Source organism: Stenotrophomonas sp. STEN033 (genome assembly GCF_056856655.1).
Map to the genome: position 1 here is coordinate 31,332 of NZ_JBXFWM010000017.1, position 14,627 is coordinate 45,958.

Here is a 14,627-nt window from a genome sequence, read left to right on the forward strand (position 1 = left end):
ACTTGTTTGCTCTTGGGGTAAGTGATTTTGGACGAGAAAGAAGAGGGCCCACATGGGCCCTCTTCTTTCTATAGCCAGTTAGAGAAGTCTTGCAGGGTTTGTGGGTCGGTTGCATGGCTGATGCTTCCCGCTAATGCCTGTGCTGCGAATTGGGCGCGCGCTGTGTTCGACTTGATGATTCCCAAATGCGCCTCAATGGCGCCGCGCGGCCAAACCCAAACATTATGTGCCTTTAGTGCTGTGTGAATGTTTAGGCATTCTGCCGGTAGGGCGGCTGCAAGACTTTCATATGCTTTTTCAGGTGGGGTCTTGCCTCCCTTCTTTGGAAGGCCTGAGTTGTCCAAATGGATTCCAAGTGCTGATCCATTTGCTGAAAGCCATTGCATGCAAGCCAAAAGATTTGCGTCGGTGCGCGAGATCAGGTTTAGCGATGGCGCGAGTTTGAAGGCGAAGTCGAGATCAAAGACTACCTTTGGTGTATATCCCAAATTCTTAAATAGGTTTGAAATTTCTAGCGACCCGCTGCTTCCTCCAGATTCAATAATGGCAGCAGATACTTGACTGAATTGTTTGCCCGTTGCTCCGAAATAGATGGCGGGTATTAGGTGGCGCTCTGTTTTTCCCTCTACAATTATCGGCTTTTCCGAGAATAGCCACTGGGAAGAGTGGCTCAATGAATAAATCACATCCGTATTATGTTGTGAGTTATTTATTCCAGATAGTGCCGATGCTACCTTTGGACGGTAGTTGGTGCCATTTTGATTGCATTTCCAGAAAACAACGGTGTTTGCAGCATCTTCTGCGGTGACCATCATTGGGGAGTGCGTAGAGAAGAAAATCTGGAAGTCATTTGTTGCAAGCTGCTTGAGGGCAGATGAGACGGAGTAGATAGCCTGTGGGTGGAGGTAGAGCTCTGGTTCATCTATCAGGATAACGGTGTTTTTCCCAGACTGACCGGCCTGGCCAACATACTTCGCTAGGAGTTGGATTAGAGCCATTTGAACGGTTCGCTGAGTGCCATGGCCATAGTCAGCGAAAGAACGCGGTTGATTTCCGCCTTCAATCAGCTTGATTGTGGTCGTCTTGATAATTTCATCAAGGCTGGGAGGCGGAATTTCTATCTGGATGCCTATTCCAGAGAAAAGAGAGGACAGGCTTTGAGTTGCAAGTGTTTCGAGTTGGGTTAACTCATTTACTCGGTTAGGTCCGTTCAGATGCGTTCCAAGTGCGGAGAGTGAGTTGTCCATAGTTTGCATGGCAGCCGGATTATTGTTGCGTGCCAAGTCAAATGCGTACTTGATAAGCAGGCCGATTGTATTCTTTGCTGCAAATTTCCCTACATCATCACCAGCGTCATCCATTGCCTTTATATATACGGGCTCGGGTAGCATGGTGCCCAATGCATTGTCGAGGCCAGTAGGATTCGTCCTCCAAGTGCCGCCCGCATCTAGAACTTCGAGCTTGGCTAGTGATGCTGTGGTTCCTGGGGTTTGTTGAATTCTACGGAAGGTTAGTTGATCGTTTATTATGAATGGTTGAATCTGTTGTTGCTGATTTGGAGGTAATAAGTGGATTGCATTCGAAACCCCTTCCGCCACTCCTTGTACCCAAGTTTCTTTATTTTGATCGTGGAACGACGATTCCGTTAGTGCAGTCTTCTTTAAAAGCCAGTTTATAGCTCTTAAGAAATTTGACTTTCCGGCGTTGTTGTACCCAACAATTGGGTTGTACCGACCTATAGAAATGTCTAAATTTTGTATTGATTTGAAGTTGAAAACTTTAATGTGCGAAAGGTGCATGTGAAATCTTCTTTTCCCCTGGAGATTGATACTTGGGCATATTGTTCTCTTGTTTTCAAGAGAGGGATTGGTGGTGTCTGAGAGCATGGGGTAGAAAACAGGGGGCGAGTCGGGTTGTCGACTCCCCGTAATTCAATGCCAGGCTAAATTAGAGGTGTCCGGTTCGTGGTATTGGCGGAACTCGGCGGGCGTCAGCCCGCCAAGGCGGGGAATCGTGGTCAGAGTGGGGTTTCCGCTCTGGCCCTTGATCGTTGAGGGGTCTTGGGCTTCCAGAACCAACTGGCCCTGCTGCAGAGAGAGCGCAATATCGATAAAAAATCGTAAAGAAATGAACCGACGTTAGTGCTGGAGAAGTTGTAAATATTCATATAGATCAGTGTATTGCAGTAGTGGTCGCCATGAAGTATCGTTTCTTGAATCGTAAAGAAACGAGCTCTGATCATGGCCCGTCCTCCCTCAGCTAGCGTCCTGCAACTGCTTGATCTGCTTCAAAGCGGCGATCCGGTGCCGGCCGGCGAGTTGGTCGAGAAGCTGGCCGTCTCCCGTCCCGTCCTGTCGCGGTTGGTCACGGAGGCTGGTGATCAGGTGCGCCGGGTTGGCAAGGCGCGCGCCACGGCTTACGTAGCCACTGCGCTGGTCCGGCCCAATATGTGGCCGCTTTACCGGATGGGCGCGGACGCGAACATGGAAGAGCTGGGCAGCCTTCACGCGTTGCGTGGAGACAGCTTCCTTTTTGAACCCTCGGGTGATCGTCCGAACCTGATGCGCGCAGTAGATGGCCCGGCGGGCTACTTCCCGGGGCTGCCCTGGTTTCTGGATGACGTGCGCCCGCAAGGCTTCCTCGGCCGTTCCATGGCGCATCGATTGGGCCGGGCATTGGGTGTGCCCGAAGACTTGAAGAGCTGGCAGTCGCGCGACAACCTGCTCGGCATCCTGCATGGCGGCACCAGTGTCGGCGATTTGTTGTTGGGACAGGCTGCCATCGACCGTGCGTTGCTGGATGTGGATGCGCCACTGGATCGCGTGGACGTAGCCAGCCGGCACGACGACTACGCTATACGCGCAAAGGAAGCCCTGGATGGCGAGGAAGTTGGTTCGTCTCCAGGAGGCGAGCAGCCCAAGTTCACCGCGACTGTTGTTACTACTACTGGTCGCTACGCTGCCTTGGTCAAGTTCGCGCTGCCGTCGTTGAACCCGTTGGGCGCGCGTTGGGCGGATCTGCTCGTCTGCGAGCATCTGGCCTTATCCACGCTGCGCGAGGCCGGCTTCCCGGCTTCCCGCACACAGCTTCTGCGCAGCGAGGAACATGTGTTCCTTGAAGTGGAGCGGTTTGATCGCACTGTGGACGTACTGGGCCGCCGCGGTTTCGTTTCGCTATTGGCGCTGGATGCAGCATTCATCGGTGAGGGGCCGCGCGACTGGGGGCTGGCCGGCGAGCAGCTCGTTGATGAGCGATTGATTACTCAGGGCACCGCCGAGAACCTGGCCCGGCTGCATTGGTTCGGCCGGTTGATCGGCAATACCGACATGCATCTTGGCAACATCGGTTTCCATCTGATCGACGATGGCCCGCTACCCTTGTGTCCTGCATACGACATGCTGCCGATGTATATGGCGCCATCCGCGCAAACCGGAAATATTCGCGCACTCGTACCGGTAAACATCAATGCGCCCAGCAGAGCCGGGCAAGCGCCATTCATTGCCTGGGCCGCAGAACTGGCTGAGCAGTTCTGGCGGCGGGTAGCGGAATCGGAGATTGCGCCGGAGATTCAGACCGTAGCGCAGCAGAATATCGACGTAGTCAGCCGCTACGCCCAACGCTTCGGCAGCTGAAAGAAAACCGGGGTCAGAGTCGGGTTTTGGATGTTCCGCAGCACGCAGCTCAAGCCACATCTGCGGCATCACTTCAGCTTGCGAACCTGCGTGTCCGCCGCTGCCAACAGCGCCCCATCCGAACCCTGCAAGCGCATCAACGGAACCGGCTTGCCGGTGCGGTTATCGAGCAGTTGCGAATGCCGCTCGCCGCGTTGGTACAGGTGCTGCTCGCCCCATTGGCGCAGGGCGACGAGGAGGGGGAACAGGCTCTCGCCCTTCGGGGTGAGTACGTATTCCTGATACGCCGTGCCGTCCGATGCGGCATGCAGCTGCAGGATGTCCGCATCCACGAGTCTGCGCAGGCGGTCGGTGAGAATGTTGCGGGCCACGCCCAGGCCGCGCTGGAAGTCGCCGAAGCGGCGGACGCCATCGAAGGCATCGCGCAGGATAAGCAGTGACCAGCGGTCGCCAACAAGGTCGAGGCTGCGGGCTACCGGGCAGGGTGAGTCGGATTCGAGGCTGCGGCGGGACATGGCGACTCCTGTGGCTGAACCCATTGTAGTTGCATTTTAAAACCACAGTTCGCTAGCATGCATCTGGTTGCGATATGCAACTGGATTCGGATGCGCCATGAACCTGCCTTTGGAAAGTGCTTTGGAACGTCCCGAGGCAGCTGTGACCCGGGTAGGTCAGGCGCTGCCTGCCGGTCTGGTATGGCTGTTCGCCATCGCCAGCGGGCTGTGCGTTGCCAATGTGTACTACGCGCAGCCCCTGCTGGACCTGCTTGCTGCATCGCTGGGCATCAGCCTGGCTGCGGTTGGCAGCGTGGTGACAGCAACCCAGATCGGCAGCGCCTTGGCCTTGCTGCTGCTCGTGCCCTTGGGCGACAGGATGGAGCGCCGCCGCTTGATGCTGGTCCAGCAACTGGGCTTGGTGGTCGCGCTGCTGTGGGTGGCCTGGGCGCGATCGCCGTGGCTGCTATTGCTGGGCATGTTGGCGATTGGTCTGCTGGGCACGGCGATGACGCAGGGGCTGATTGCCTATGCCGCCAGTGCCGCTGGCGACGGCGAGCGTGGACGCGTGGTAGGTGCCGCGCAGGCCGGCGTGTTCATTGGTCTGTTGATGGCGCGGGTGGTCGCCGGTGGCATTGCCGACCTGGGCGGTTGGCGTAGCGTCTATGTCGTTTCCGCGCTGGCAATGCTGCTACTGGCGGGCCTGCTTCATCGCAAACTTCCCCGACTGCCTGCGGCACCGGCGGCGCTGGGCTACCTGCAGCTGATCGGCTCCATGGCACGTCTGCTGCGAGAGGAGCGGGTGCTGCAAATCCGGGGAATGCTGGCGTTGCTGATGTTTGCTGCGCTCAATATCTTCTGGAGCGCGCTGGTGCTGCCGTTGAGTGCGCCACCCTACGGCTACTCACACACGGTGATTGGCGCATTCGGTCTGGTGGGCGTGATTGGCGCACTGGGCGCTGCCGGTGCGGGTCGCTGGGTGGACAAGGGGCGTGGCCAGACCGTCACGGCGATGGCGCTGCTGGTGCTGTTGTTGGCGTGGTGGCCGTTGTCGTTGATGCCGGTGTCGTTGTGGGCGCTGGCGTTCGGCATTGTGTTGCTGGACCTTGGTGGGCAGGCGCTGCACGTGAGCAACCAGAGCATGATCCTTCGCGAGCGGCCTGAAGCGCACAGTCGGCTGGTCGGGCTTTACATGCTGTTCTATGCAGCAGGCAGCGGGTTGGGGGCGATTGCCACCACGGCTATTTATGCGCGCGCAGGGTGGAGCGGCGTCTGTGTGTTGGGTGCTGCTACGTGTGGCGTTGCGCTGGTGTTCTGGTTGGCTAGCCGGCGGCTCATGCCTGTGCAGTTGCAGTAGCGGTGCGGCGAAGCGTGCTGCTTTGAGAGTGCTTGCGATAAAACAAAAGCGAAGCTGACTTGTGGGAGCGGCGTAAGCCGCGAAGCTGCGGGAAGTAGCGACAGCTCCGGAAAGTGTGGTTCCTCTGGTTTCCTGGCTTCGCGGCTTACGCCGCTCCCACAAGAGCTGGGTTTGGTGTTTGCTTTCAATCTGATAGCACGGCCGCTGGAGGCAGAAGCTACAATCGGCAGATTCCCGCAGCATTGCCGGGAATGACATGGATGCAATGTGCTGATTACCTGGGGTGGTAGATGAAGTTGCGGATTTTGTGGGTGGCCTTGGCGCTGGGTTCACTGCTGGGTTGCAAGCAGGCAGCCGTGCCTGCGGCCGATGATGCTGCCGCCGACGCCGTAGCGGCGCAGGAACCGGCTGCATCCGGCGGTGTTGGTGTGACGAATGAACCTGAAGACACTGCTTCCGCGCCGTATGAGGAGGGTGATAGCGATGTCCCCACGCCGGCGGGCTTCGATTACGAGCCGAGCTGCGAAGAGAACCCGCTGGCCACTTACTTCTTCACCCTGGTAGGTGGCAACAGCGTGGACAACTGTGGGCGTGCCGATGCCAAAGTGACTGCAGCATTCGATGCGTTGCTGAAAGAGGCCGCGCAGGGTGACATCGCCGATCCGGATGTGCCTTCGCAGCGCGACCGTCTGCTCAGTGGCCCCAGCGCGCCTGGCGTCCCGAAGCTGCTGGGCCAGGAAACATGGTGGTATTACACGGCCTGCCAGGCACACCAGTGCGGTACGCATCAGTTGGCGATGCTTTACCAGCCTGAGCAAGCCCGAATGGTTGGCCGCCTGGTCTCGCGCTGCCAGGTCTGGTGGTTGGGGGATCCGACGGAGGAGCAGCGTGCGCTCATCGATACCACCCGGCCGGTAGACCCCGCGCTGCTCACCGATGAAGCGACATGTGAGGTGGAGTCCTGAGATCGCGGGAATGCCCGGTTACCTTCGTCGCGAAGGGCCGGCGTGTAACGGCAACAGGGGCACCGAAGTTCGATAGCAGGGTTGATTGACTGAGCCGAATGTTGAAGGCGCTCTGGACTGTTCGACAGTCCAGAGCCACATAGGGAGATGTGGAATGACCTGGATTCGTTTTCGCCGCTTGCCCGGCATCCGCATGGCGATCGCGCTTGCTGTACTTGCGCTGCCCGCACTGGCGATTGGGCCACAGTCCGCATCAATGTCGGCTGCACTGGCGCCGCCTCCAACGCACCCCGACGAATCTGCAGCACGCCAGACCGCCCAGCGCTATCAACAGCTGCTTCCACTTTACCGCTGGCGTTTGCTCACTGCGGTGGACAAGGAAGGAATGCCGCGAACCTGGTTCGGTGAGGGCGCGGATGCGCCGCAGCTGCGATTCGGTGTCGAGGAAAAGGGTCCGTCAGCGGAACCGTCTCTGCTAGTGCATAGCGAGCTATGCAAGCGGCAGGTGGATGGTGAGGTGGTGTTGCGCCGCTATCAGGTGCAAGGCGCTGATTCACGGCGTGAGGTGGCCTGGCAACTGAATCTGCGCAGGCAGCCGCATGAGCGCACGCCTGCATTGACCTGCCAGAAGCCGTCCTACAGCGCAGAGCTGCGCCTGCTGCAGATGCTGTCCGGCGGGCATGCGCTACGTATGCGCGTTGAGCAGGCGAAGCAGGACCGGCCGCAACTGGAGCTTGGCGACGCTTTTGGCGGGGTATTGCGTTTCGAAGGGACGGCGCTTGCGCAGGATGCGCACTACGGTGTGCAGGGAGCGGAACGACTGCTGCAGATCAAGGAGACATCGGCTGGATGCGCGAACACCTGGCTGCCCGGTAATCGTTGCCTGCTGTTCCGCGAGGTGGCGCTGGATGGTCGGGAGAACGCTGCATCGGATTGGAACGACGACGTCCTGGCGGTTGACGGCTATACACATAGCGCCGGGACCGATGTGATGTTGCTGGTCCGGCGCTATGGAAGCACGAATGACGGTCCTGTAGCACCGATGAGCTATCGCGCGGGACGCCAGTTGTGGGCACGCGGTGATGCGGCAGGGCCGGACATGATGGCGAGCGTCGCTGGCGTGCGCGCGGATGCGGTGTTGGAGCCTGAGCAGGCAACGTTCCATCCGAAGTTGCTGGCCCGATTCATCGCTCGTGATAGGGCGCTTGGCGCCAATGAGTTCGCCCATCTTTACTACGGCGCATGGTTGCGGCGCGAACTCGGGCCGACACCCGCCGAAGCCAGCTCGCCATTCACCGGGGCAGATGAGCTGGCGGCCGCCGAGGGCTATCTCGAACTGCGCAGCCAGCTTGCTGCGTTGGACGAGGCGGGCGGCCCAGCTGGCGCGCGTATGCAGCTTTACCAGGATTTTCTGCGGCGGTATCCCCTGCATTTGCATGCGCTGGAAAGCCTTGCCGGCGATGATGCGGATGTGCGCTTTGGGTTTGACGGGTTGTTGCGGGCCATCATGGCAAGTGGCGATGGCGACAGTTGCCAAACGCCATGGATCGTAACCGCGTCCGGTGATATCGGTGTGGTGTTCCGGTATCTGGCGCTGGATCGGGATCATGCGCTGGACCGGAAGATGGACGATGGCTGCTTGCGGGTTGGATCCGGGAAGAATGAGAAGTATTTCCTCGTGCTGGGCTCGCGGTAGCAACAGTTGCATGTGGGAGCGGCGTAAGCCGCGAAGTTGATGATTTCAAACGGCCCAGATCCATGGCACATGCAGATGGGAGGGATGGCCAGCTTCGCGGCTTACGCCGCTCCCACAAAATCAGGTGCCGCTGTGCGGCCCTTCCAGAGCGACGGGTGCGGTGGCTTCCTGCTTCGGAAGCTACCGCAGACAGATGAATAGATCGGGTGGAAAGTGACTTCAATATTGGAATTGGTTTGGCACAGGTAGACGAAGCAATATGAAATTCTTCTTGATTCCTGCTCTGCTGGCACCCGGCATCGGCAGTTCACTGGCGGCTCCGGCTGATGCTGCGCATACCGTGCTGCCGTCGGTTGTAGCGGCTGCAGACCCCGGTCCGTTCGCTGATGACAGGGAAAAAGGAAAGGACGCACTCTATGCGGTGACGTTCTTCCTCGTGGTCTTCATCCTGATTGCTTGGCTGGCAACGCACCTGTCGCGCGAAAAGAGAGCCGCGAAAGTAGCGCCTTTGCCGCGTGTTCCGGTGCGCATGCATTGGTATGACGGCACCCAGCTGCCCATCGCGGATTGGGAACGTATCAGCGAGGACGCGCCGACGGGAATGGATACCGACGCCACGCATATCCATCGCACCTCGGCGGCGAAGGAGTGGCTGGAAGCGCTCAACCAGCAGTTGGGAGAGCACTACCGCATCACCGAGTCCGCGGACTTCCTGCTGCTGTCGAACCTGATGGACAGGCCCGGCGAGGTATTCCTCGCGACCTGCCAGCGCCTGCTTTCGCGGATCAATCGCAGCCTTGGCGATCTCGCAGTCGCGCCCGGTCTTGGCAAGCATGTGGTGATGGTGTTCGCCGACCAGGAGGACTATTACGCCTACGTATCGCATTACTACCCGGACGGCGGCGAGTACGCCATGTCGTCGGGCATGTTCATCAAGGCGGGCTACGGGCACTTCGTGATGCCGTTGGAGATCATCGATTCGATGGAGCCGGTGATCGCCCATGAACTCACCCACTGTCTGCTGCAACACCTGCCGATACCGGCGTGGTTGAACGAGGGCCTGGCGGTGAATACCGAACACACCTTGTACCCGCAGCTGGCGGCACCGGGCGCGCAGATGTACTTCCCGCACGAGATTGCTGCCCAGCACGCGGCCTACTGGAACCAGGACAGCATCCAGGCCTTCTGGTCCGGCAAGTCGTTCCTGGCGGCGGACGATGGCAACCGGCTCTCCTACGACCTGGCCAAGAAGATCACCGCGCTTGCAGCAGGCGACGAACGCGCGTTCCGCGCCTTCGTGGCCGCGGCGCAGATGAACGATGGCGGCCTGGCCGCGCAGCAGCACCTGGGTTATCCCATCCAGAACCTGCTTGAGGCCGTGCTTGGCGAGGGCGAATGGACACCGCGGCCCGAGGCGTGGAGACAGGGTGTGGAGCGGGGGCAGTTCTAGGCCGGCGATCCGTCCAGAAGCTGATATTGGTGTCTGCCGATCCGCTTCACGCGGATGAACTCATGATCCATGGGGGCGACTACTTCAACGGTTTCCTCCAGCCAGTCTTCGGAGTACGCGACGCCGGATTCCGCCCGGAAGCGTGGGTTCCAGGAAATCTCATAGATGGGCTGATCGCAATCTGGAACGTAGCGGATGCTGAACACGATCAGCAATGCCTGCGTCAGGGCGATTCGGTTGGCATGCTTCCAGAAAGCGGGATGCCTTGCAGCGGAGACCGCGGAGGCAAAGGCGACCGCGCAGGCACATTCCGCGAACGCATCGTCGATGGTCTGCTGGGCACTGGCCAGCTTGCGCTCCAATGGATAGGCGCCGACGTATTCGACAAAGATCAATGTGCTGCCGTGCTGGAACTCGCAGACCGCGGGGGTGCGGTCTGTCCAATGGCCAAGCATGTTCTGCGGCAGAAGCGAGAGTGTCATTGAGTGCGGTTCCAGATGACGGCAGCGGCCGCAGCTGCAGGGCTGCGGCAAACAGGATGCTGGCGCGGCATTGTAACGGCGCAGTTGCCGTCCGCCTTTTGATCTCGGGGGGGCGAGGTCGGGAACTGACACGCTTTCGTCGAACTTGCCGCGCGGTTTGAGCTAGCATCAGCGCAACCGGATGCCCCAGGGACTGGAACGCATGAAGAACGCCGTGATGCGCTGGCTGGTGTTGGTCTCCCTGTTGCATCTGGGCAGTGCGCCAGCGATGGCAGCACCGGGCAAGCTGCTGGAGGCGATCGCCAGCGAGGGCGCACCCGCCGGCGCGAAGGCCTGGCGCATCCGCTACGAAACCACCGATGTCGATGGCGATCCGACCCAATCCACCGGCGTGGTGATCGCCCCCGACGGGCCAAGTCCGGTTCAAGGACGTGAGGTGGTGGCCTGGGCGCATGGCACGGTGGGCATCGATCCGGCCTGTACACCCATCCGAACGCTGGACCAGATCCCGGGATTGGCCGACATGCTGGGCCGTGGCTGGGTGGTGGTGGCCAGTGACTATCCCGGCTTGGGTACGCGTGGGCCGCATGCGTATCTGGCCGGTGACGCCACCGCCGCGGCGCTATTGGACTCGGTGCGCGCGGCAACAGCGATCCCGGCGGCGGGTGCCCGCCGCAGCTTCGCGGTGTGGGGACATTCGCAGGGCGGGCATGCAGCATTGTTCAGCGCGCAACGTGCGCGCAGCTATGCGCCGGATCTGCAGTTGCAGGGCGTGGTCGCGGTGTCGCCACCCACCGATCTGGCGGCCAATATGCAGCGTGCCGATGCGACGGTACGCGGGTTGTTGACCGCATTCACTGCCCGCAGCTGGTCCAAGGTCTACGGTGCGGATCTCTCCACCATCGCCAACAGGACAACGCGTGGCGTGATCGAGCGTGCCACCAGCGGTTGCGAGGGCGATCCGTTCTCGGCGGCGGCGCTGGTGCGCCTGCTGCGCTTGCGCGCGCGCCTGGGCAGTCTGGATCTGAGCGGTCGCGCACCTTGGGATGGTTTGATGGCACGCAATTCGATCACGGCGCTGGCCGCCGGTTCGGCACCGCTGTTGCTGGTGCAATCCGATGCAGACGGCCTGGTGGCGACGCCGGTCACTTGGAACTTCTTCGAGCAGACCTGCAAGCGCGGTGCTGCCGTGAACTACCTGCGCCTGCCAGACACTGGCCATGCCACCACGGCGATTGCCTCGGCGGATCGTGCCATCGCCTGGATCGCCGAACGCTTCAGCGGGCAACCGGCTGGCAGCGACTGTGGACTGGCGATGCGCGCCGGGTCAGCAGCCAGCGGATAATGCAGGCTGCACGCAGTGAAGAGCCTGTCCAGTCAGCGGGATATCCCGCTGCGATTCCGATAATGGAGACTTCGTCATGTCGTTAGTGCTCTACGGTCATCCGTTTTCCTCGTACACGCAGAAGGTGCTGATCGCGCTGTACGAGAACGCCATCGCCTTCGAGTTCCGCGAACTCGGCCCTGACACGCCAGAGCACATCGGCCAGTGGTTGCAGCATTGGCCGCTGGGCAAGTTCCCGCTGCTGCTCGACGGCGAGCGCAGCATCGTGGAAACCAGCATCATCATCGAATACCTGCAGTTGAAGCATTCCGGGCGGGTGCGATTGCTGCCCGAGGATCCAATGCAGGCGTTGGATGTGCGCTTCCATGATCGCTTCTTCGACCTGCATGTGATGAGTCCGGTGCAGCATGCAGTGAACGGCGCGCTCAGTGGCGACGATGGCAAGCGCGATGAAGCGCGCGCTTTCAGTGTGCAGAAGCTGGAACTTGCCTACGCCTGGTTGGAAAGCCAGCTGCCGGGCCGTCGATGGGCCTGTGGTGAAGCCTTCTCGATGGCCGACTGTGCCGCAGCGCCTTCGCTGTTCTACGCCGATTGGACGCACCGCATCAGCGACGACTACCCGCTACTGCTGGACTACCGCCAGCGCCTGCTGCAGCGTCCGTCCTTCGCGCGTGCGGTGGATGAGGCACGCGTCTACCGCCATCTGTTTCCCTTGGGGGCGCCCGATCGTGATTGATTCGCCGCGCCGAGCCTGGTACTCGCGTTATCCGTGGTCGATTGTGATCCGCATTGCTGCTTTCGTTACGCCCTTGCTGGCGTTGCTGCTGTACACGCGCATGGCCGTCGCGTATGCGTCCACGCAACAACATCGCGGTGATACCGGTCTGGGCATTGCCTTGCTGTTGGGGGCTGTTGCACTGCTGATGCTGGTGGGATTCTTGGTGGACGCGGTGTTGCAGTTGGTGCGCCGGCAGCACTGGAACTGGATCACCGATGCGCTGATCCTGGGATTGCTGCTGATGCCGTTCGGCTGGGTTGCCTGCAACTGGTTCGGCATGCATGAATCGCTCTCCTGTCGCCTGCCGATCGCTCTGTTCGGTGCCGTGCTGGAACTGTTCTCGCTCTGAATCCTGGTAACGCGTGGTGTCGGCCGGCTGGCGGAGTCAAGCGTTGCCAAGCTTGTCCCAGCGCCCACCCTCACGTAGCGATACTTCGAAGCGCGCCCACTGGCGCAGCTCGGCCGCGGTTGCATGGCCGATATCGCCGATGCCATCGCCGGCCACCACCGCATATACCAGACGATCGGCCGAGGGCCCGGACAGGGCCGGTGTCACCGATACCCGGCGTACGCTCCAGGCACGTCCGAGCCGGCCATTGCTGTAGCAGCGGCCGGGTTCGATCTGCGCCGGGTGCAAGGCATCGCGCTCGGCATGCTGCTTGGCCAGTTCCAACAGCTCGGTCAGGTTCTCGTCGGTGATGTCGACGAAGGAGTTGAGTTGGCCGATGGCGGCGTGGAAGTCTTCCTGGGTCAGATCCACGTGGCGCTGCGAGGACGGCATGCTCACGGTCTGCTGGCGACGCCGATGCAGGTGCACCGGATAGCGGCGCCAGGCGAAGCAGGCATTGAACGCTACCCCGGCCAACAGGATGGCGGCGACATTGATCGCTACCGGCGTGAGCAGGTAGTGATAGCCAAGTGCATGCACATCGCTGCCACCTATCACCGCGGCAAGCGCGGTGGCGCCACCGGGCGGATGGATGCAGCGCAGGTAATGCATCGCGCCGACGGCCAGGCCCACGGCCAGCGCTCCGGTCCAGGCCTGTTCGGGAAACATCAGCTGGCAGCTGACGCCGATGAAGGCCGATACCAGATGCCCGGCGATCACCGCCCACGGCTGCGACAGGGCGCCATGCGGTACGGCAAACACCAGCACTGCGCTTGCCCCCATCGAGGCCAGCAGGATCGCACCGCCGGCATGGTTGCCAAAGCCGCCCGGGAAGCACCAATGGGTGAGCTGGTAGACCACGCTGATGCCGATCAGCGCGCCCAGCGCCGAGATCCACTTCTCTCCGTGGCTGGTCTGGTTGCGCTCTATGCTCAACCAGCTGCGGAGAGGGTGCAGGGGCTTGCTGCTGGACTTCATGGCCGTGGTTGCTTGGAGGGGAGGCCATTTTGCCGCGTTTTCCGTGTGCTACATGAGTCCGGATCGGTTGTTTGGACGTCGGCTGATGCGGATTTGTTTGGTGCTCATGCCGCAGGTGCATGCAGCGGAACAGGAAAGGTAGGATGGGAGCAGCCTTCTGCCGTTGTGTGCGTGATGATTCCTGGACCGTTGATTTCCTGGCCGTTCCTGCTGTTGGTCTTTGTGTTGCCGCTGGTGGGTGCTGCAGTGGCGATTGGCCTGCTGGTGAGGGCATGGTGCTTCCGGCGCCAAGGCAACGGAGATTGGCGCGCGTTCTTCAGCTGGACGGTGCGGCTGGCCACGGTGTTTGTCGTACTGGTGACGGCATGGGTGGGGCTGCTGCTCTACAAGACCTTCCAGTTCAAACGGGAGTTCGCCATCGAGAGCTGGCAGCGGGGCAGCCGCGCCCAGTTCGTGCTGGAACGTGATTTCCAGTACGGCGAGTTCAATGTACCCAAGGGCACCTTGGTCAATCGCCGCGATGTCTTCGACAACGGCGAACCACAACGGCCATTGGGATTGCGGGGGCTCGATGCGCTGCAGTTTCCGGCGCCGGTGCAGCTGGCAGGTCTCTGGGTTGATGTGCTGGAAACATCTCCCGGGCGTGTGCGCTTGACTGCCGATCAACGCATCAGCCCGGTCTATCACTCCGATCCGGAGCGTGGCGACTGGGTGGTCGATCCTTCGCGTCCGTTCATCGACTGCAAGGCCGGTGAGGTCGCCTGGTTCAATACACCGTTGATCGACTATGACATCCAGGCCGAGTTCACGACCGGCGAGCCGGATGGCGCAGCCGCACGTTTCAAACCCAGCCAGTGGCAGTTCACCCACTGTGAAAGCGACCGGGGACCGCTGGAGATCAAGCCTGTCTTCGCCGAGCCGATGCCGGCGGGTGCGACCCGGCAGGTGTTCACGCGCGAGAACTGATGCAGGCGCAGGGATTTCCGGTTTTACGCAGATTTGATGCGGCGCGCGGCTTGTCGCCATCGCCGGTTTATGGGCGTCGCGTGAACAATTCCGCAT

Annotated in this window: 13 protein-coding genes; 9 read left to right on the top strand and 4 right to left on the bottom strand. The window is 60.7% G+C overall.

All coding sequences use genetic code 11. From position 1 onward, the window contains the following. Nucleotides 1–68: 68 nt before the first annotated feature. On the bottom strand, nt 69–1,799 hold the full coding sequence (locus AC1VXC_RS08120; protein WP_481538858.1) for an ATP-dependent nuclease: 1,731 nt from the start codon (nt 1,797–1,799) through the stop codon (nt 69–71). A gap of 441 nt (nt 1,800–2,240) precedes the next feature. Between AC1VXC_RS08120 and yjjJ the strand changes: the two genes are divergently transcribed. After that, the gene (gene yjjJ / locus AC1VXC_RS08125; protein ID WP_481538859.1) at nt 2,241–3,632 is read left to right on the top strand and encodes a type II toxin-antitoxin system HipA family toxin YjjJ; all 1,392 of its coding nucleotides are present in this window, start codon (nt 2,241–2,243) and stop codon (nt 3,630–3,632) included. A gap of 68 nt (nt 3,633–3,700) precedes the next feature. Here the strand turns inward: yjjJ and AC1VXC_RS08130 are convergent, their stop codons facing one another. Then, a complete protein-coding gene (locus AC1VXC_RS08130; RefSeq protein ID WP_481538860.1) occupies nt 3,701–4,147 on the bottom strand; it encodes a winged helix-turn-helix transcriptional regulator in 447 nt (148 codons plus the stop codon). Nucleotides 4,148–4,244: 97 nt separating this feature from the next. On the opposite strand from AC1VXC_RS08130, the gene AC1VXC_RS08135 reads away from it, so the two are divergent. From AC1VXC_RS08135 to AC1VXC_RS08150, 4 genes are all read left to right on the top strand, one after another. Beyond that, complete coding sequence (locus AC1VXC_RS08135; RefSeq protein ID WP_481538861.1) at nt 4,245–5,483, top strand: MFS transporter; 1,239 nt, start codon at nt 4,245–4,247, stop codon at nt 5,481–5,483. 290 nt (nt 5,484–5,773) lie between these two features. Further along, nucleotides 5,774–6,448, top strand: a complete 675-nt coding sequence (locus tag AC1VXC_RS08140) for a hypothetical protein (RefSeq protein WP_481539990.1) — start codon at nt 5,774–5,776, stop codon at nt 6,446–6,448. A gap of 154 nt (nt 6,449–6,602) precedes the next feature. Continuing rightward, nucleotides 6,603–8,144 carry a DUF4919 domain-containing protein gene (locus tag AC1VXC_RS08145; protein WP_481539991.1) on the top strand — a complete coding sequence of 514 codons (1,542 nt, stop codon included), beginning with the start codon at nt 6,603–6,605 and terminating at the stop codon, nt 8,142–8,144. Nucleotides 8,145–8,403: 259 nt separating this feature from the next. Further along, complete coding sequence (locus tag AC1VXC_RS08150; RefSeq protein WP_481539034.1) at nt 8,404–9,594, top strand: DUF2268 domain-containing putative Zn-dependent protease; 1,191 nt, start codon at nt 8,404–8,406, stop codon at nt 9,592–9,594. On the opposite strand, the gene AC1VXC_RS08155 is transcribed toward AC1VXC_RS08150, so the two are convergent. Next, nucleotides 9,591–10,076: a hypothetical protein gene (locus AC1VXC_RS08155; protein WP_481539035.1), complete on the bottom strand. Its 486-nt coding sequence runs from the start codon at nt 10,074–10,076 to the stop codon at nt 9,591–9,593. The two genes, AC1VXC_RS08150 and AC1VXC_RS08155, sit on opposite strands and share 4 nt — an antisense overlap. Nucleotides 10,077–10,278: 202 nt before the next feature. Between AC1VXC_RS08155 and AC1VXC_RS08160 the strand changes: the two genes are divergently transcribed. The 3 genes from AC1VXC_RS08160 to AC1VXC_RS08170 all read left to right on the top strand — a co-directional run bounded on the left by AC1VXC_RS08160 (nt 10,279) and on the right by AC1VXC_RS08170 (nt 12,548). Beyond that, a complete protein-coding gene (locus AC1VXC_RS08160) occupies nt 10,279–11,421 on the top strand; it encodes a lipase family protein (protein WP_481539036.1) in 1,143 nt (380 codons plus the stop codon). 76 nt (nt 11,422–11,497) lie between these two features. Next, a complete protein-coding gene (locus AC1VXC_RS08165; RefSeq protein WP_481539037.1) occupies nt 11,498–12,157 on the top strand; it encodes a glutathione S-transferase family protein in 660 nt (219 codons plus the stop codon). Beyond that, nucleotides 12,150–12,548 carry a hypothetical protein gene (locus tag AC1VXC_RS08170; RefSeq protein ID WP_313170995.1) on the top strand — a complete coding sequence of 133 codons (399 nt, stop codon included), beginning with the start codon at nt 12,150–12,152 and terminating at the stop codon, nt 12,546–12,548. Before AC1VXC_RS08165 ends, AC1VXC_RS08170 begins: the two co-directional genes overlap by 8 nt. Before the next feature lie 36 nt (nt 12,549–12,584). On the opposite strand, the gene AC1VXC_RS08175 is transcribed toward AC1VXC_RS08170, so the two are convergent. Continuing rightward, complete coding sequence (locus AC1VXC_RS08175) at nt 12,585–13,565, bottom strand: HPP family protein (RefSeq protein WP_313170994.1); 981 nt, start codon at nt 13,563–13,565, stop codon at nt 12,585–12,587. A gap of 174 nt (nt 13,566–13,739) precedes the next feature. On the opposite strand from AC1VXC_RS08175, the gene AC1VXC_RS08180 reads away from it, so the two are divergent. Then, nucleotides 13,740–14,531: a hypothetical protein gene (locus tag AC1VXC_RS08180; RefSeq protein WP_481539038.1), complete on the top strand. Its 792-nt coding sequence runs from the start codon at nt 13,740–13,742 to the stop codon at nt 14,529–14,531. Nucleotides 14,532–14,627 lie beyond the last annotated feature (96 nt).